The sequence below is a fragment of the Litoreibacter albidus genome, assembly GCF_900107015.1.
GTDB lineage: Bacteria > Pseudomonadota > Alphaproteobacteria > Rhodobacterales > Rhodobacteraceae > Litoreibacter > Litoreibacter albidus.
In genome coordinates this window covers 215302-233399 of the sequence record NZ_FNOI01000004.1, presented here as the reverse complement: position 1 = coordinate 233399, position 18098 = coordinate 215302, and the positions used below count along the sequence as shown (strand labels likewise).

General features: G+C 60.9%; 20 protein-coding genes. 6 read left to right on the top strand and 14 right to left on the bottom strand.

What is annotated here, in order from left to right:
- Positions 1-5 precede the first annotated feature (5 nt).
- From BLW66_RS11555 to BLW66_RS11530, 6 genes are all read left to right on the top strand, one after another.
- Complete coding sequence (locus tag BLW66_RS11555) at positions 6-1388, top strand: 1-acyl-sn-glycerol-3-phosphate acyltransferase (protein ID WP_089947315.1); 1383 nt, start codon at positions 6-8, stop codon at positions 1386-1388.
- 136 nt (positions 1389-1524) lie between these two features.
- Complete coding sequence (gene ccrA / locus BLW66_RS11550; protein ID WP_089947314.1) at positions 1525-2817, top strand: crotonyl-CoA carboxylase/reductase; 1293 nt, start codon at positions 1525-1527, stop codon at positions 2815-2817.
- A 209-nt stretch (positions 2818-3026) separates the two neighbouring features.
- The gene (locus BLW66_RS11545; protein WP_089947313.1) at positions 3027-3239 is read left to right on the top strand and encodes a hypothetical protein; all 213 of its coding nucleotides are present in this window, start codon (positions 3027-3029) and stop codon (positions 3237-3239) included.
- The gene (locus tag BLW66_RS11540) at positions 3187-3897 is read left to right on the top strand and encodes a helix-turn-helix transcriptional regulator (protein ID WP_089947312.1); all 711 of its coding nucleotides are present in this window, start codon (positions 3187-3189) and stop codon (positions 3895-3897) included. Before BLW66_RS11545 ends, BLW66_RS11540 begins: the two co-directional genes overlap by 53 nt.
- Before the next feature lie 94 nt (positions 3898-3991).
- A complete protein-coding gene (locus BLW66_RS11535; protein ID WP_089947311.1) occupies positions 3992-4624 on the top strand; it encodes an acyl-homoserine-lactone synthase in 633 nt (210 codons plus the stop codon).
- A gap of 42 nt (positions 4625-4666) precedes the next feature.
- Complete coding sequence (locus tag BLW66_RS11530) at positions 4667-6205, top strand: ATP-dependent DNA helicase (RefSeq protein WP_089947310.1); 1539 nt, start codon at positions 4667-4669, stop codon at positions 6203-6205.
- On the opposite strand, the gene BLW66_RS11525 is transcribed toward BLW66_RS11530, so the two are convergent.
- The 14 genes from BLW66_RS11525 to trpS all read right to left on the bottom strand — a co-directional run bounded on the left by BLW66_RS11525 (position 6202) and on the right by trpS (position 18044).
- Positions 6202-6957 (bottom strand): TIGR02186 family protein, encoded by a 756-nt coding sequence (locus BLW66_RS11525; protein WP_089947309.1) that lies wholly within the window; start codon positions 6955-6957, stop codon positions 6202-6204. The two genes, BLW66_RS11530 and BLW66_RS11525, sit on opposite strands and share 4 nt — an antisense overlap.
- Complete coding sequence (locus BLW66_RS11520; RefSeq protein ID WP_089947308.1) at positions 6957-7871, bottom strand: sulfite exporter TauE/SafE family protein; 915 nt, start codon at positions 7869-7871, stop codon at positions 6957-6959. Before BLW66_RS11520 ends, BLW66_RS11525 begins: the two co-directional genes overlap by 1 nt.
- A 113-nt stretch (positions 7872-7984) precedes the next feature.
- Positions 7985-8950 (bottom strand): ABC transporter permease, encoded by a 966-nt coding sequence (locus tag BLW66_RS11515; RefSeq protein WP_089947307.1) that lies wholly within the window; start codon positions 8948-8950, stop codon positions 7985-7987.
- 3 nt (positions 8951-8953) lie between these two features.
- The gene (locus BLW66_RS11510; RefSeq protein ID WP_089947306.1) at positions 8954-10048 is read right to left on the bottom strand and encodes an ABC transporter permease; all 1095 of its coding nucleotides are present in this window, start codon (positions 10046-10048) and stop codon (positions 8954-8956) included.
- Position 10049: 1 nt separating this feature from the next.
- On the bottom strand, positions 10050-11582 hold the full coding sequence (locus BLW66_RS11505; protein WP_089947305.1) for an ABC transporter ATP-binding protein: 1533 nt from the start codon (positions 11580-11582) through the stop codon (positions 10050-10052).
- Positions 11579-11932, bottom strand: a complete 354-nt coding sequence (locus BLW66_RS11500; protein ID WP_089947304.1) for a nuclear transport factor 2 family protein — start codon at positions 11930-11932, stop codon at positions 11579-11581. The genes BLW66_RS11505 and BLW66_RS11500 overlap by 4 nt, the downstream gene beginning before the upstream one ends.
- A gap of 18 nt (positions 11933-11950) precedes the next feature.
- Positions 11951-12946 (bottom strand): BMP family lipoprotein, encoded by a 996-nt coding sequence (locus BLW66_RS11495; protein ID WP_089947303.1) that lies wholly within the window; start codon positions 12944-12946, stop codon positions 11951-11953.
- A 180-nt stretch (positions 12947-13126) separates the two neighbouring features.
- On the bottom strand, positions 13127-13540 hold the full coding sequence (locus BLW66_RS11490; RefSeq protein WP_089947302.1) for a GNAT family N-acetyltransferase: 414 nt from the start codon (positions 13538-13540) through the stop codon (positions 13127-13129).
- Positions 13537-14199: a tRNA (adenosine(37)-N6)-threonylcarbamoyltransferase complex dimerization subunit type 1 TsaB gene (tsaB, locus tag BLW66_RS11485; protein WP_089947301.1), complete on the bottom strand. Its 663-nt coding sequence runs from the start codon at positions 14197-14199 to the stop codon at positions 13537-13539. The genes BLW66_RS11490 and tsaB overlap by 4 nt, the downstream gene beginning before the upstream one ends.
- Positions 14200-14209: 10 nt before the next feature.
- Positions 14210-14773, bottom strand: coding sequence for a NifU family protein (locus BLW66_RS11480; protein WP_089947300.1), 564 nt, complete (start codon positions 14771-14773; stop codon positions 14210-14212).
- Between the two features lie 94 nt (positions 14774-14867).
- Positions 14868-15323 carry a universal stress protein gene (locus tag BLW66_RS11475; protein ID WP_089947299.1) on the bottom strand — a complete coding sequence of 152 codons (456 nt, stop codon included), beginning with the start codon at positions 15321-15323 and terminating at the stop codon, positions 14868-14870.
- 85 nt (positions 15324-15408) lie between these two features.
- The gene (locus tag BLW66_RS11470) at positions 15409-16269 is read right to left on the bottom strand and encodes a branched-chain amino acid aminotransferase (protein ID WP_089947298.1); all 861 of its coding nucleotides are present in this window, start codon (positions 16267-16269) and stop codon (positions 15409-15411) included.
- Between the two features lie 45 nt (positions 16270-16314).
- On the bottom strand, positions 16315-16803 hold the full coding sequence (locus tag BLW66_RS11465; protein WP_089947297.1) for a VOC family protein: 489 nt from the start codon (positions 16801-16803) through the stop codon (positions 16315-16317).
- Between the two features lie 221 nt (positions 16804-17024).
- The gene (trpS, locus tag BLW66_RS11460; RefSeq protein WP_089947296.1) at positions 17025-18044 is read right to left on the bottom strand and encodes a tryptophan--tRNA ligase; all 1020 of its coding nucleotides are present in this window, start codon (positions 18042-18044) and stop codon (positions 17025-17027) included.
- Positions 18045-18098: the final 54 nt, after the last annotated feature.

Genomic DNA, 18098 nt, shown 5'->3' with positions numbered 1-18098 from the left:
GCCTGATGTTCACCACTGTAGAAATTCCGGTCTGGGCCTTAGCCCTCATCGGGGTTTTGGCAGCGGTGACAGCGGCGTCGCATCTGTTGTTCCCCTCGGTACGCTGGTTCTTCCGGCGGCGGGCAGAGCGCGTGGTGGCACGGCTCAACACCAAATTGGCGCGGCCCATCCAGCCGTTTAAGTTGGCGCGGCGTCACGACATGATCCAGAACGTGCTCTATGATCCGGACGTCATTCGTGCGGTGAACGATCATGCCAACGCGCAAGGCATCCCCGATAACGTCGCCTTCGAGACAGCGCAGCGCTATGCCCGCGAAATTGTCCCGTCCTTTAGCGCCAGCGTGTATTTCGGGCTGGGCACCCGTGTCGCCAAGCTGATGTCGCGCTCGCTTTACCGCGTCAGGGTGGTGAACCCGCGCAACGACGCGATGGCCGCGATAGATCCGGAGGCTACGGTGGTCTACGTGATGAACCACCGCTCCAACATGGACTACATTCTGGTCACCTATCTGGCCGCGCGCGACAGCGCGTTGTCCTATGCGGTGGGAGAGTGGGCGCGGGTCTGGCCGCTGCGCCCGTTGATCAAGATGATGGGCGGGTACTTTATCCGGCGCAAATCGCTGAACCCGCTCTACCGTCGGGTGCTGGCGCGCTATGTCCAGCTGTCCACCAAGGAAGGCGTGGCGCAGGCGATCTTCCCCGAAGGCGGGTTGTCACGCAGCGGGGCCTTGGGCGACCCGAAGCTGGGGTTAATCAGCTACATCGTTGACGGCGTGCACGCCGACAGCCCGCGCGACGTGGTGTTTGTGCCCGTTGGGTTGAACTACGACCGCGTGCTTGAAGACCGCGTTTTGGTTGCTGCCGCAGGGGACAGGTCCGCGCGGTTCAGGTTCCGCATCAGCCACCTGTTGCGCTATGTGGGGCGTCATTTGTGGCAGCGGGTAACGGGCAAGTTTCACCGCCTTGGATTTGCGGCGGTGGCGTTTGGCAAGCCGGTGTCGTTGCACGACTTCGCGGCGCGGAACCCAGAAAACACCACGGAGCTGTTGGGCGCGGAGCTGATGTCACGCGTGAGTGCCGTCGTCCCGATCCTGCCCGTGCCACTGGTATGCCGCCACATCCACGCGGCGGGCGGGCGCATCCAGCTCGACATGCTGGAAGCCGCCTTTGCAGCAGACGTTGTAGAGTTCCGCGCGGCACAGATGGAGGTCTGCATGCCCGACGAGAACGGTGACGCCAACAAAGCGCGCGCCGTTACTGAGGCACTGCGCATGCTGGAGGTGCGCGGTCTGATCACCATCACCGGCGGGGTGCTGACGGTAAGCGACCACGCGCGCGAGGTCATCGCCTACTACGCGGCGTCTATCGGGCATCTGAAGATGGTATAAAACGGCGACGACATAAAATTACAAAAAATATCACTTAAAGGTTGTATTGTTACTTTTGTGTTTGTATCCCTGTCTTATTGGCGGTGCAGCATTCGATTCTGCGTCGCGGCACCGACTAGGATGAGGAGCGCCTGACATGGCTCTAGATACGCAGGACGATATGATGGATTACAGCGCCGAGAAAAAAGACCTCTACGAGGTTGGTGAAATCCCACCTATGGGACACGTACCACCGCAAATGTATGCATGGGCCATCCGCCGCGACCGCCACGGCGAACCCGAAGACAGCTTCAAAAGTGAAGTCGTTGAAACTCCCGCCATCGGCGATCGCGAAGTTCTGGTTTTGGTCATGGCCGCTGGCGTGAACTATAACGGCGTGTGGGCAGGGCTTGGTGTTCCAATCAGCCCGTTCGATGTTCACAAGGCCGATTACCACATCGCAGGCTCCGACGCTTCAGGCATCATCTGGGCGGTTGGCGACAAAGTAAAACGCTGGAAAGTTGGCGACGAGGTTGTGGTTCACTGCAACCAAGACGACGGCGACGATGAGGAATGTAACGGCGGCGACCCTATGTTTTCCTCCAGCCAGCGGATTTGGGGCTACGAGACACCGGACGGCTCTTTCGCGCAGTTCACCCGCGTGCAGGCCCAGCAGCTTATGCCGCGCCCCGCACATCTCAGCTGGGAAGAAAGCGCGTGCTACACGCTGACGCTGGCCACCGCATACCGCATGTTGTTCGGTCACCACCCGCACGAGTTAAAGCCGGGTCAGAACGTTCTGATCTGGGGCGCGTCCGGCGGTCTTGGCTCCTTCGCGGTGCAACTGGCGAACACGGCAGGCGCCAACGCCATCGGGGTGATCTCGGATGAAGACAAGCGCGACTTTGTGATGGGTCTCGGGGCCAAGGGCGTGCTGAACCGCAAGGATTTCAACTGCTGGGGGCAGATGCCCACGGTGAACACGCCTGAATACAAAGAATGGTTCGGTGAGGTGCGCAAGTTTGGCAAGGCCATCTGGGACATTACTGGCAAGGGCAACAACGTTGACATGGTGTTTGAGCATCCGGGCGAGTCCACGATGCCGGTGTCGGTGTTCTTGGTTAAGAAGGGCGGCATGGTCGTAATCTGCGCCGGCACCACCGGCTACAACCTGACGATGGACGCGCGCTATCTCTGGATGCACCAGAAGCGCGTGCAAGGGTCGCACTTCGCGCACCTCAAGCAAGCCTCCGCCGCCAACAAACTGATGTGCGAGCGTCGTCTTGATCCATGCATGTCGGAGGTGTTCCCGTGGAACGAAATCCCGCAGGCCCACACCAAGATGCTGCGTAACGAACATAAGCCCGGCAACATGGCCGTGCTGGTCACCGCCCCGCGCACCGGCCTCACCACATTCGAGGATACGGTGGAAGCAAGCCGCGAAGCTTGACGTAACGGAAATAGGGTCTCAAAAAGCCCCGCGAATCGCCTTGGTTCGCGGAGCTTTTCTGTGCGTCAAAAAATAACCTGTAAAAACTGATGCTTACAAACACGCCCCTCGCTATTTTAGGGGAGGGTTATTTGGCGAATTTCGTCGGCAATATTCCGCTGCTAGGCTGTTCTTAACGGATAGTTAACCCTTTCGGGAGGATAGTGTTGATGAAGAATGACTGGATCATAGACGTACTGACGGACTTGAAGAAATTCTCCGCTAAGAACGAACTCAGCTATTTGGCGGAGCATCTTGACGACACGATCATGGTTGCCTCAACCGAGATCTTGTCACCTGTTCGCGCGCGACGTCGGTGGGTGGGGGCGAATGAACCGACTGGTAGACATGCAGGAAATGCTTTCACAGGCGACAACGCTTGATGAAGTTCAAGATTTTATAATCGACCTTCGTGCTACCTATGATCTCGAACATCTTGTCTATCATTCCGTCAACAGCACTGGCGGCCAATACGCGGCGCTAACCTACGATTCCGATTGGGTGGCCCGCTACATCTGCGAAGACTACGCGCGCATCGATCCTGTCGTCCAAGGCTGCTACCGCCTGTTTCATCCCATCGACTGGAAGGCGCTGGACTGGACCTCCAAAGCAACCCGCGCATTCCTTGGCGAAGCCGCAGATGCGGGCGTCGGGAACCAAGGCTTCAGCGTCCCGATCCGCGGCCCCAGCGGTCAGTTCGCACTCTTCTCCATCAACCACAAATGCAACGACGATACTTGGGCGCGCTACACTGGCGAACGCGCGTCGGATCTGTTGCTGATTTCGCATTACCTCAATGAGAAAGCGCTGCAAATCGAAGGCGCATCAACCCGCGCGCCCACGCGCTCCTTGTCGCCCCGCGAAAAAGACACGCTGACACTTCTGGCAACCGGCGCCAGTCGCGCCAACATTGCCGAAACACTGCAAATCTCCGAAAGCACGTTGCGCGTCTACATCGAAGGCGCACGCCTGAAGCTGGGCGCGAGTAACACCACCCACGCCGTTGCGGTGGCGCTTAGCCACGGGCTGATCGTCGTTTGATCCGTTGCCAAGCACCGCGTGGCCCGCGCGGCGCTCAGCGAAGACGTTAACCTAATCATGCGACCTCACCATCCCCTAGCGGATGGAGCCCGACATGATCAGATACCTCTACGCCGACCAACTCGGCGCGTACCCCAAACTTCACACAGGAATGCTGGAAGACCGCGCTGCGCAATTCCATGACCGTTTGAAATGGGACGTGACAGTCGACGCCAACGGCTATGAGCGCGACCAATACGATGCCCTGAACCCGCTCTACGTCATCTGGGAAACGCCTGCGGGTGGGCACGGCGGCTCCATGCGGTTTTTGCCAAGCACCGGCCGCACCATGTTGAACGATTTCTTCTCTCACCTCAGCGACCGCGTGATCTTTGATGAACGCATTTGGGAAACCACGCGGTTTTGCGTCTCCCCTGCGGCCCCTGACGGCGCACGTATCGCCGCCTTGCTCATGCTCGCGGGCGCACAGCTTGGTGTGGGGCACGGTTTGACTCATGCCGCCGGCGTGTTCGATGCCCGTATGATCCGCATTTACCGCAAGTTGGGCTGGTGCCCAAAGGTGCTGGGCACCCAAGGCCGTGGGCAAGATGCCATCAGCGCGGGCCTGTGGACGTTTGATCCGGATCACCTTGCACGGCTCGCGGCGAAAGCTGGCGTTTCAACAGAGGCCGCAGCCCATTGGTACGCCCGCGCATTTGGCCACAAACAAGCGCAGTTTGCCGCCTGATCTCTCTGGCAAACCCGTGGGGTGCGGGGTAGGGTCCGCGTCATGTCGAAAACCCTCTCCGCCGTCACATTTTCCGAAGATCAGGCCGAAGCCTACGACGCTATGACAGAGCTCATGGCGAAGGCTGGCGTCGATTTGGTGGAGGGTCACACCACCCCGCTGAATGACGCGAAAAGTCAGGTCATGGCCATCGTTGGCAAGGCGGGCTCCGGTAAAACGCTGCTGCTGGCAAAGATGGTCGAAGCCGTCGTTGACGCAGGCGTTGACCTTATTTCCGGCGACTATGACGGCAAGCCACGCAAAGACCGCCGCACCATCGCGGTGCTGGCCCCCACGAACAAAGCCGCCAGCGTGTTGCGCAACAGGGGCGTGCCCGCGACGACGATCCACCGCATTCTATACACCCCCATGTATGACCCCGAATACGAGCGCATCGCGGATTGGCTCGCGGGGCAGGGCGAAAAGCCCCAGATCGAGGGGCTGACCGAAGTCTCTCTAGAGCGCGCACGCTTGTTCTACGAGGCCAACAAATCCATTCCGGGGGCGCTGGCGGCGGCGGGGTTGAAAGGCTCCGACTTTATCCAAGGCTGGAAGCGCCGCGAAGACCCGCTGGATATCGGTTTCATCGACGAATCCTCCATGCTGGACGAGAAGCAATACGAAGACCTGCGCGAAATTTTTCCGACACTTGTTCTGTTCGGCGATCCGGCGCAATTGGCCCCCGTGGGGCAATCCGGCGCAATGGTCTTCGACAAGCTGAAAGACGGCCGCCGTCTGGAGCTATCGCGGGTCCACCGGCAGGCCCAAGACAACCCGATCCTTGATCTGGCCCACGCGCTGGCCGACCCAGACATCGACTTCAACGCTTTCGAGAACATGGTGCGCGATGCCGCCGCCAAGGACGACCGTGTGGTATTTGCGGAGCGCGTGGAGGCGGACCTGATGGCCCGCTCCCCCGTGTTGGTGTGGCGCAACGCGACGCGCATCCGTCTGATACAGGCCTTTCGCGGCGCATATGGCGCAACCGTCGACACGCTCCTCCCTGGGGAGCCGCTGATCTGCGACGGGATCGAGCTGCCGCTCAAGCACCGCAAAAAGCGCATCGACCTAGAGGCGCGCGGCCTGATCAAAGGCGCGCAGGTGGTCTATATGGGGCCCGGCAATAAGCCTGGGTTCTCGCGGCTTCACGTGATGGGGGCCGAGGATCCGCAAGTCTCCGCCGCGTCCATCATCAAGATCGAAGCCCCCGGAGAGGAAGAACCGTTCATTCCCTTCGCCGCCCGCATGGGCGCGGCTTTCCTGCACGGCGCAGCGGTCACGATCCACAAGTCGCAAGGCTCCCAGTGGGACACGGTTCAGCTGTTCGCGCCCGATCTTTACGCCGCCGCCCGTGCAGGGCGCGCGGAGGCGGGGCAGCCTTTGTGGAAACGGCTCGCCTATGTTGCAATCACCCGCGCCGAAAACCGCCTGATGTGGGTCACGCGCAGCATGCTGGCGCGCCCCACAGGCGCACTCCGCACCGATGACTTGCCCAAGGGCGCTGCCAAGCTGGAACTGAAAGCGCCAAGCGCCGAGGATTAGAAGCGGATGTAGCGGAACACGGCAGACGCGCCCCAACCGGCAACGATCGCGATGAACAGTGACAGCAGGCCGTAAATCAGCGGCTGCTCATGGGCCAGATCGTAAATCCAGCGCTCCAACCCGACCTTATTCACCTTGATCACCGTCTCGTATTCATCGACGACAACCCCGTCGCGCACCAGAAAAATGCGGGTGTCATAGGGGCCTTCCACCAGATTGGCGGGCAGGTCGATGGTCGTTGAAAACAACGTCTCGTCAAACAGGTTCACCGCGTTATCAAGCTGCTGGTACAGGTTCTTGCGGGTGCGGATACGGATCAGCGCGTCGGTGAAATCCGCCGCATTCACCACGGAAGAAGGCGCGCCCACAGACCGGATCGCGCGCGGGATGGAGATGCGGTGGCGCAGGTCTTCGGTCCGGCTCAGCACCTCGCGCAGGGCGCCGCTGGAGGCCACGGCATAAAAGCTGGGCGCCTCGTCCACTTCGACGGAGCTGGCGTTGACCCAGATGCCAAAACGCCAGTCTTTCTTGCGCACGTTCACCGGTTGCTTCGGGCCGGACACGGTGATGATCACCTCCATCGGCCCAGCGGCGGCAGGGGCGTCGCGCTTCACCGCGCCGTAAATCAAAATGTCGGAGCCATCAAAGTTGGCGGTAATGGCAACCTCGTCTTTCGACAGGTCGGCCACCACTTCCTCGGCGGCAAGCGGCAGCGCCAACAGGCACAGCAAAGCAGCGGTCAGGCGCAACATCAGTGGCCCCCCGTGCCGATAGAGTAGAGCTCGGACGGTTCGATCAACAGATCCAGCGCCAGTTTCGCACACACGGCCAGAACCATGATCGACAGCAAGATGCGCAGTTGTTCCGCCTTCAGCTTCACACCGATCCGCGTGCCGATCTGTGCGCCAACAACGCCGCCGATCAGCAGTAGCACGGCCAAGGCCATGTCTACGGTGTAGTTCGTGGTCGCGTGCAGCAACGTGGTGAAGGCGGTCACAAAGATGATCTGGAACAGCGACGTCCCGATCACCACTTTGGTTGGCATGCCCAAGATATAGATCATCGCAGGCACCATGATAAAGCCGCCGCCAACGCCCATGATCGCGGCCAGAATGCCCACGAACAGCCCCACAACAATCGGCGGGATTACCGAGATATAAAGCCCCGAGGTGCGGAACTTCATCTTGAAGGGCAGGGCGTGGACCAGCCCGTGTTTCTTGCGCTCCGGCACCGTTGTTGGGTTCTTGGAGCGGCGGATTGCGCGCAGGCTCTCAAGGAACATCAACCCGCCGATAATGCCAAGGAAGACCACGTAGCAAAGCTTGACCAGCAGGTCGACTTGGCCCATCTCGCGCAGCATCGTGAAGAGCTGCACACCTAAGGCCGCGCCAATAAGGCCGCCGACCAGCAGCACCAACCCCATCCTCAGGTCCACGGTTCGCCGCTTGAAATGCGCCAGAACGCCAGAGAAAGAAGACGCCACAATCTGGTTCGCCTCGGTGGCCACAGCCACGGCTGGCGGGATGCCTATGAAGAACAAAAGCGGCGTCATCAGGAAGCCGCCGCCAACGCCGAACATGCCAGACAGAATTCCCACAATGCCGCCGAGCCCCAGCAGCAAGAAAGCGTTTACCGAGACTTCGGCTATGGGAAGGTATATTTGCATTTACGTTCCTTAGACCCCGTCAACTGGACTGAGCAATTCAAAATGATAAGTCCAGTTGCGAAAACTGCTAATTCCGCGGCCAAAGCCGCGAAATTGAGACTTATATCCGTGCCTTACCGCTCTTTCACGTAAGGCTGACCGCCAGCGCGTGGCGGCGTCGCCTTGCCGACGAACCCCGCAAGGATCACCACGGTCAAGATGTAGGGCAGGGCCTGCATAAACTGGGATGGCAGAGTAATGAACCCAAGGTCAAGGCTAGGGTAACGGTTGGAGACCGCCTCCAGCAGCCCGAACAACAAGGTTGCGGATAACGCATACCACGGACGCCATTTGGCAAAGATCAGCGCCGCCAGCGCGATGTAGCCGCGCCCCGCTGTCATCTCTTTGACAAAGCTGGCGCCAAGGCCGGTCGCTAAATACGCCCCCGCCAAACCGCATAGCACGCCGCAGATTGCCACCGCCGCATAGCGCAGCCCGACCACGGAAATACCCGCCGTGTCCACCGCCGCAGGGTTCTCCCCCACAGCGCGAAGCCGCAGCCCGAAGCGGGTGCGGTACAAGATGTACCACGTCGCCGGAACGCACAGCAGCGCCACGTAAACCAGCAGCGTATGCCCGGATAGCACCTCCGCGTAGAGCGGCCCGATCAGCGGCACGCTCATCGCGGCCTCCGCGAACGGCAGGTCGATGCCTTGGAACCGCGCGTCGCCGCTCAGCGACGGGGTTTGCCCGCCCAGTTTGAACCAGCTCAGCCCGATCAGAACTGTCAGGCCGGATGCCAAGAAGTTAATCGCCACGCCGGAAATCAGTTGGTTGCCACGGAAGGTGATCGACGCCAGCCCGTGGATGCCCGACAGCACCATCGACCCCGCGATCCCCGCCAAAAGCCCCAACCAGACAGAGCCGGTTGAATATGCCGTCGCCGCCGAGAAGAACGCGGCCATCAACATCTTGCCCTCAAGGCCGATGTCGAAGATGCCCGCACGCTCTGAAAAGAGGCCCGCAAGGCAGGCGAACAGCAGCGGCGTGGCAAGGCGCAACGCGCTGTCGAGGATCTGTAGAAGTGTCAAATAATCCATGATTTACGCCTCCGCCCGCTTGGGTCGCACCAAGACTTTGGCGACCATCAGGCGCACCATGTTGTCCAAAGCGCCGGTAAACAGGATCACCAGCGCTTGGATCACAATCACCAACTCGCGCGGGATCGACGTCCACAAGCCAAGCTCCGCTCCGCCCTGATAAAGCGCGCCGAACAGCAGCGCCGAAAACAGGATGCCAATCGGGTGCGACCGGCCCATCAAGGCCACCGCAATGCCGATAAAGCCCGCGCCCTCCACGGAGCCAAGGATCAGCCGTTCGGCCTCGCCCATAACGTTGTTAATCGCCATAAGCCCCGCCAGCGCGCCGGAAATCATCATCGTGATGATGGTGATTTTCACCGGATTGATGCCCGCATAAACGGCCGCAGGTTGCGATTTGCCAAAGGCGCGCAATTGGTAGCCGAGCCGCGTGCGCCAGATCAGGTAATAGACGAACACGCAGGCCGCCAGCGCGACCAGCAGCGTAACGTTGGCAGGGGTGCCCTTGGCAAAGGGGATGCCAACGCTGTTCAGGATCTCGCCCAAGGACGGCAGATGCGACGGCTTTGGGAACTTGGCCGTGGCTGGGTCCATAGCACCTTTCGGGCGCAGTTGGTTCACCAGCACGTAGTTCAGAAGGGACGCCGCGATAAAGTTGAACATGATCGTGGTGATCACGATGTGACTGCCGCGCTTGGCTTGCAGATAGGCAGGGATCAGCGCCCATAGCGCGCCGAATATACCCGCCGCAGCGGTCGCCGCCAGCAGCGCAATGGTCCAATGCGGCCATGGGATGAACAGGCACACCAGCGCCACGCCAAGTCCGCCAAGCGCCGCTTGCCCCTCGCCACCGATGTTGAACAGCGATGCGTGGAAGGCCACGGCAACGGCCAAGCCGGTGAAGATAAAGTTCGTGGCATAATAGAGCGTGTAGCCCCACCCGTAGGTGGACCCAAGCGCGCCCGACACCATCAGTTTCAGCGCGTCGAGCGGGTCGTGGCCCGTGGCCAAGACCATCAACATCGACAGGATAAAGGCAAGGATCAGCCCCACCAAGGGCACGACGATCAGGTCAGCCCACTTTGGCAATTGTTCCATCTCAGCTGTCCTTCCCAGTCATGCCGGCCATCATTAGGCCCAGCTCTTTTTCGTCTGTCTCGGCGGGCAGGCGTTCGCCCATCAGCTTGCCGTCGAAGATCACCGCGATGCGGTCCGACAGGGACAGGATTTCTTCTAACTCCACCGACACCAGCAAAATGGCTTTGCCTTTGTCGCGCAGGGCTACAATCTGTTGGTGGATGAATTCAATCGCCCCGATGTCGACGCCGCGCGTCGGCTGGCCGATCAGCAGCAGGTCGGGGTCACGTTCGATTTCGCGGGCCAGAACGATCTTCTGCTGGTTCCCGCCCGAGAAGCTCTTGGCCTCCAACTCACTGTTGGCGGGGCGCACGTCGAAGCGCTCGATCTTGCCTTGCGCGTCTTCGCGGATCGCCGCGTTGTCCATCAGCAGGCCAGCGCGGTAGGCGTCGTCGTCGTCATAGCCAAAGGCGGTGTTTTCCCACGCCTTGAAGTCCATGATCAGGCCTTCGCGCTGGCGGTCTTCGGGCACATGCGCGATGCCGCGTTTGCGCCGCGACCGCGCGTCGGAGAATTTGCCCGTCAGGTCCAGCTCTTTTCCGTTCACACGGATTGTGCCGGTGCCGTTTTCCATGCCGCCAAGCACCTCAAGCAGCTCTGACTGGCCGTTGCCGGCCACGCCTGCGATGCCCAGAATTTCGCCCGCGCGCACTTCCAGCGAGATGCCTTTCACACGCTCCACACCAGCGGCGTCCACGACGCGCAGGTTTTCGACTTCCAGCACTTTCTCGCCCGGTTGGGCGGGGGTCTTGTCCACGCGCAGCAAGACTTTGCGCCCCACCATCAGCTCTGCCAGATGCTCTGGCGAGGTCTCCGAGGTCTTGACCGTCGCCGTCATCTCCCCGCGCCGCATCACGGACACGGTGTCCGTGGCTTCCATGATTTCGCGCAGCTTGTGAGTGATCAGGATGATGGTTTTGCCCTCATCCTTCAGGCGGTGAAGAATGCGAAACAGCTGGTCGGCTTCGGCGGGGGTCAGCACGCCGGTTGGCTCGTCCAGAATAAGAATGTCGGCCTGTCGGTACAGGGCTTTGAGGATTTCCACGCGCTGCTGCATGCCCACGCCGATCTCTTCGATCAGGGCGTCTGGGTTCACGTTCAGCTCGTATTCGGCGGCCAGCGCGGTCAGCTCCTTGCGGGCTTTGCGCAGGGACGGGGCCAGCAACGCGCCGTCCTCCGCACCCAGAATGACGTTTTCCAGCACGGTGAAGTTTTGCACCAGTTTGAAGTGCTGAAACACCATCCCGATGCCCGCCGCGATGGCGGCTTGGCTGTCAGGGATCGCGGTTTTCTGGCCGGAAATATAGATGTCGCCTTTGTCGGCTTTGTAAAAGCCGTAGAGGATCGACATCAGCGTCGACTTGCCCGCGCCGTTCTCGCCGATGATCCCGTGGATCGTCCCCGGCATCACGCGGATCGAGATGTCTTTGTTCGCTTGGACAGCGCCGAAGGCCTTGGATATGCCTTTTAATTCGATTGCGGGAGCAGTGCTCACTCGGGGTCTCCCATGCCAGAAAACCCGATAAGACGTGTGATTTTTCCGTCAGATATATCTGCGAAATACTGGCCATGCTGCATCGGAACGCCGTCCTTGCAAAACGCGACGGTCGCGCGGGCGTGGCCATTGTGATCCGAGACATGCACCACTTCGGCGGAGCCGTCGGGCATCATGTCTCCGTAAATCTTCACGTACGCCAGATACATCTCACGGTCAGTGATCGGCTCCGGCGCATTCGGGTCTGCGTAGTAAAAATTAAGGGAAAGAGCCGCGTCGGTTTTCGCCGCGCGGCTCTCTGCTGATGGGTCACCCCAAGCCGAGAAGAAAGTGTGGATGCAGTCTGTCATGGCTTGGGGCCTTTTGTTTTAGAACGACAGGGAAGGGCAGCTCTCGTCGGACATGTAGTCATGCACGGTGATTTCGCCTTCGATGATCTTCGCGGCTACCGCGTCAACGGTTGCCTTCATCTCGTCAGACACCAGCGATGCGTTGTGCTCATCCATGGAGTAGCTCACGCCTTCGTTGGCCAAGCCCATAACGCTGAAGCCTGTTTCCAAGCCGGGGCCGTCTTTCATCGCATTGTAAACAGCGTTGTCGACGCGCTTCATCATGGAGGTCAGAACTTTGCCCGGGTGCAGGTGGTTCTGGTTGCTGTCGACGCCGATGGACAAGATGCCCTCATCTGCCGCAGTTTGCAAAACGCCAATACCAGTGCCGCCAGCCGCTGCGTAGACAACGTCCGCGCCTTGGCTGATTTGCGCACGGGTCAACTCGCCGCCTTTAACCGGATCGTTCCAAGCCGCGCCGGTGGTGCCGGTCATGTTGGAGATCACTTTGGTGTCCGGATTCGCCGCTTTTGCGCCTTGTGCGTAGCCACAGGCGAATTTGCGGATCAACGGGATATCCATGCCGCCGATGAAGCCCACGGTGTTGGTCTTGGACGCTTGCGCCGCCATGTAACCCACAAGGTAGGAGCCTTCGTGCTCGTTGAACACAACGGAGCGCACGTTCGGCGCGTCCACAACCATGTCGATGATCACGAAACGCGTGTCAGGATAGTCGCCCGCAACTTCGCCCAAGGCGTTGCCGAATGCGAAACCGGCCATAACGATCGGGTTGGAGCCAGCTTCGGCAAAGCGGCGCAGAGCCTGCTCGCGCTGGGCGTCGGACTGCAATTCAACTTCGGCAAAGCGCGAACCGGTTTCTTCGGCCCAGCGTGTTGCGCCGTTGAAGGCGGCTTCGTTGAAGGATTTGTCGAACTTGCCGCCGAGGTCGAAAATGATCGCCGGATCAGCCGCAGCAACGCCTGTGCAAAGCGCCATAGTCGCGGCAGCGCCGAGGAATTTATGCATAATTGTCATGTAGGTGGTCTCCCTGATGTTTTTGGTTCGAACGGGGCCGTCCCCCCGCCTGCCGAAGCAGTGAGCGGGCAAGTGGCGCCCACAGATCATCGGGTATTAACGCCCGACTGATAAGGAGGGGTCAACCGATTCTTGGCGGATTTTCATGCAAACGGCGTGATTTCAGGCGGTTACGCAAGGTTACTGCGTATCAATCGCGCAGCGAAGCACCAATGCATCACGGGCCGGAGCGTCTGCGCGGCGGTAGTAGCCGCACCTGCGGCCTGCGGGTTCAAATCCCGTGGCGCGGTAGAGGGCGATTGCCGCCGTGTTATCTGCCGCAACTTCGAGGAATGCGGTGCTGGCACCTTGCGCGGCGGCGGTGGATTTGAACGCCTCCACCAACTGGCGCGCGATGCCTTGACGCCGCGCCGCGGGGTCAACTGCAAGGGTCAGCAGTTCCGCCTCATCCGCCACGACGCGGCCCAGCAGGAAGCCGTGGGGATGGCTTAGGGTAAAGCTGCTTGGCGCAAGGCTGGCGAATTCAGCCGCCGACCACGGGCGCGGGGTGGTGAAGCATTTGGCGTGCAGCGCGGCCTGCGCCTCCGGTGTCATAGGATGACGGGGGCAGGATCGCGGGGCGGGGCGGCGTCCGCCGGTCGCAAGTAAAGCGGCGCGGGGCGGCTGCCGTCCGGCGTGCGCTGCGCCGCGATACGGGCGATGGCGGTGATGGTGTCATGCGCCTCCGTATCGACCGAGGTTGCGCCAAGTCGAGCCGCGATGTCTTGGCTGTTGTGACCAGTGATTTGCAGGGTTCCCTGCGGGGAACCCGCTGGAATATCCATTTGGGAACAAAGGCTTGGCGCGGCGTGAGCTGCGCCACCTTGGTTAAAAATTTGATAATAGACGTTGCCCTGCCGCGCATCCAGAACGGCCATCACGGGGCCAGTTTGGGCGGGGGCGAAGGCCATGCCTTCAAGGCTGCTGACGCCGATTGCAGGAATGCCCAGCGACAAGGACAGCCCCCGCGCGGCGCTGACGGCGATGCGGATGCCCGTGAAGTTTCCGGGGCCAGTGCCGACGCCAAGGCGGTCCAGATCGCCCCAAGTTTTTCCAGCGCCCGCCAGCACCTCTTCGAGCAGGGGCATCAGGCGTTCGGCTTGGCCTTTGGCCATCTCCTCGACCTGCACCGCCAAAACGGTGTCGCCCCATACCAAAGCGGCCGCGCAATGCGCGGCCGATGTGTCGAATGCCAGTGTGAGTTGGTCAGCCATGGCCGCAGCTTTAGGCTGCGACGGGGCGAACCTCAACCACTTCGGGGATGTAATGGCGCAGCAGGTTCTCGATGCCCATCTTGAGCGTCAGCGTCGAGGAGGGGCAACCGGCGCAAGCGCCTTGCATGTGCAGATAGACCACACCGCGCTCAAACCCGTGGAAGGTGATGTCGCCGCCGTCTTGGGCCACGGCAGGGCGCACGCGGGTGTCCAGAAGCTCTTTGATCTGGTCCACGATCGCGCCGTCTTCGCCGGTGTGTTCCGCGTGGCCGCCGGATGCGTCGTTCTCGCCTTCAATCGCGGGTTGGCCGGATTGGAAGTGTTCCATCACCGCGCCAAGGATGGCGGGCTTCACGTGGTCCCATTCGGTGGCGTCGGCTTTGGTGACGGTCACGAAATCATTGCCTAGAAACACGCCCGTGACGCCGTCGACCGCGAAGATGCGGCTGGCCAGCGGCGAGGTGCCTGCGGTGTCAGCAGATGGAAAATCCGCGGTGCCCATTTCCAACACGGTCTGTCCCGGAAGGAATTTGAGCGTGGCGGGGTTCGGGGTGGATTCTGTCTGGATGAACATGGCTGGGCCTCTTTGATGTAGACTATAGATATGAGACTCCGCTGGCGCGAAGTCAATAGTTTGGAACTGTTCTAAAGTGGCTGGACGGCAGAGACTAGCTCACCGCCTCTAGCTGCTCTTTGGTCATTTCGCCGGGCACGATGGTGACCGGCATCGGCAGTGTGCCGGAGCGGCGCGTGAGCTCCGTCACCAGCGGGCCGGGGCCATTGTTGCCCGTGCCCGCCCCGAGGACAAGCACGCCGACTTCGGGATCCTCGGTCACCTGCGCCAGAATTTCCGGCACGGGCTCGCCCTCGCGGATGACCAATTCGGGGTCGATGCCCTGCTTGTCGCGCATCCATTTGGCGAAGACTTCGAAGTGGGCGATAATACGGTCGCGGGCCTCTTGGCGCATGATCTCGCCGACGCCGACCCAGTGGTTGAAATCCTCTGGCGGAATCACAGCCAGAATTTCGACCCCGCCACCGGTACGGGCGGCGCGCATTGCCGCGAACCGCATGGCGTTCAGGCATTCACGGCTATCATCTAGAACAACAAGAAACTTACGCATGGCAAAAGCCCTCCCGAGTGCGGATCATGCTTGAAGCGCAGTCATCACGCAATACAAGGTTTGCGCCCGAGGTAAGGGCGCGGTGTCACTCCGACAAGGCCCAATCCCAATACATCTCCCGCACGCGGTTGGTGATGGGGCCGGATTGGTAATGCGTGCCGTCGAATTCTTTCACCGGCGTGACCTTCATCATGTTGCCGGACAAGAACACCTCGTCCGCGGTGCGAAAGTCGTCGAAGCTAAGCACGGTTTCTGTGACCTTCACGCCGTCTTTCGCCAAGTTGGCGATGTGGCGTGCGCGGGTGATGCCCGACAGGAAGGTGCCGTTGGGCACGGGCGTCAGGATTTCGCCGTCGCGAACCATGAAGACGTTGGCGGTGGCGGTTTCGGCCACGTTGCCCAAGGCATCGGCGACCAGCGCGTTGCCGAAGCCCTTGGCGCGGGCTTCTGACAACATGCGGGCGTTGTTGGGGTAGAGGCAGCCAGCCTTGGCGTTCACCACGCTGGACGACAGGGTCGGGCGGCAGAACTGCGTGGTGGTCAATGTGGTGGCGGCGCCTTGCGGGGCCATCGGGATTTCTTCAAGGCAGATCGCGAAGCCTGTCTCGTCGGGCTTCGGGACGATCCCCAGCTCGTCACCGGCGATGGCCCAATACATCGGGCGGATGTAGACGGCGGCGGTTTTGGGGTAGGCGGCAAGCCCCTCGCGCACGATCTCGACCATCTGCTCGGCGGTGTGTGTCGGCGTGATCATCAGCGCCTTGGCGGAGTTGTTCACCCGCTTGCAGTGCGCATAGAGGTCTGGCGCGACGCCCTCGAAGTAGCGCGCGCCGTCGAATACGGAGGTGCCCAGCCACATGGCGTGGTCAGCGGCATACATCACGGGCACGTCGCCTGCATGCCATGTGCCGTTGAAATAGGTGCGGATGTTGATGCCAGTTGCCATGAGTGTCCTCCCGTAGACGTGGGAGATAGGCTAAGACTGATTAGGTCAGCCGTCCAGACCCTTTCGCCCCTCCGCCATCAGGGCAGGCACGTCCAACGGCGCGTCGAGCATTTCCACCTTGCCGTCGGCGCAGCGCGGCCAATTGCATTTCTCGCGGTCACGGTAGAGCTCTACACCGTTGCCGTCGGGGTCGGCCAGATAGACCGCCTCGCTGACGCCGTGGTCGGATGCGCCCTTGACGCGGTAGCCGTGCTCGTAGGCGCGAATGACGGCTTGGCCCAAGGCGGTCCGGTCGGGGTACAAAAACGCGGAATGGTAGAGGCCGGGATGCGTGTTCGAGCCCCGCGCCGCGCCCTTGGAGCGCCACGTGTTCAACCCAAGGTGGTGGTGATACCCACCGAAGGACAAAAACGCCGCATCGTCGCTGCGTTGCTGAACCTCCAGCCCGACAACATCGCGGTAGAACGCAATGGAGGTGTCGAGATTGGTCACCTGCAGATGAACATGGCCTAAAGTGGGTGTCGCATGTGTCATGATGATCTCCTTTCACGACAGAAGATATCCATCATCGCGCACAAGAGTAGCCCGACTAACGCGCGGATTATGTGCGCTAAAAAACAAATACCCCCGGTCTCGGGGAGGGACCGGGGGCAAAAGTGCCAGACTGCGCAGGGGTGCCGGGACACGGCGTTGGGGGCCTGCGCGGTTTGTGAGCTTAATATGTGCCGATTCTGAATCGGCTTTGTGACAGTTCCCTAGCGCACCAAGCCGACGATATCGTATGTTTTGGCGAGGATCGGCTCTGTGATCTCGCGGGCGCGTTCGGCCCCGCGGCGCAGGATTTTGTCGATCTCCTCCTGATCTTGCATCAAGCGCGACATCTCTGCGGAGATGGGCGAGAGCTGGGCGACAGCCAGCTCCGCCAGCATCGGCTTGAATTCGGAGAACTGCTTGCCACCGACGTCGGCCAACACCTGTTCGACCGTCATATCGGCGAAGGCCGCGTAGATGTTAACCAGATTGCGTGCCTCTGGGCGCTCCGCCAGCCCGTCTACCTCGGAGGGCAGGGCGTCGGGGTCGGTGCGGGCCTTGCGCAGCTTGGCGGCGATGGCGTCGGCATCATCCGTCAGGTTGATGCGGCTCATGTCGGAGGGGTCCGACTTCGACATCTTCTTGGAGCCGTCGCGCAGGGACATGACGCGGGTGGCCGCACCTTCGATCACCGGCTCTGTCATCGGGAAGAAGTCCACGCCGTAATCGTGGTTAAACTTCGCCGCGATGTCGCGGGTGAGTTCCAGATGCTGCTTTTGATCCTCGCCAACTGGCACGTGTGTCGCGTGGTAGATCAGGATGTCGGCGGCCATCAGGGACGGGTAGGCAAAGAGGCCAAGGGACGCGTTTTCGCGGTTCTTGCCAGCCTTGTCCTTGAACTGCGTCATGCGGTTCATCCAGCCCATGCGGGCAACGGTGTTGAAGATCCACGCCAGTTGCGCGTGCTCGGGCACTTGGGACTGGTTGAACAGGATCGACTTTTCAGGATCGACGCCGGAGGCGATGAAGCCCGCACACAGCTCGCGGGTTTTGCGCTTCAGATCAGCGGGGTCTTGCCAGACGGTGATCGCGTGCAGATCCACCATGCAGTAGATCGTCTCAAAGTTTCCCTCGTTCTGCATATCTGCAAAGCGCTTGAGCGCCCCAAGGTAGTTACCAAGCGTCAGGCCGCCGGATGGCTGGATGCCCGAGAACACTCGCGGTTGGAAGGCGGTGTTGGCCATGGTTTGTATCTCCGTCTGGATTTATGTGCCCTTGTCGCATACGCATGGGCCAAC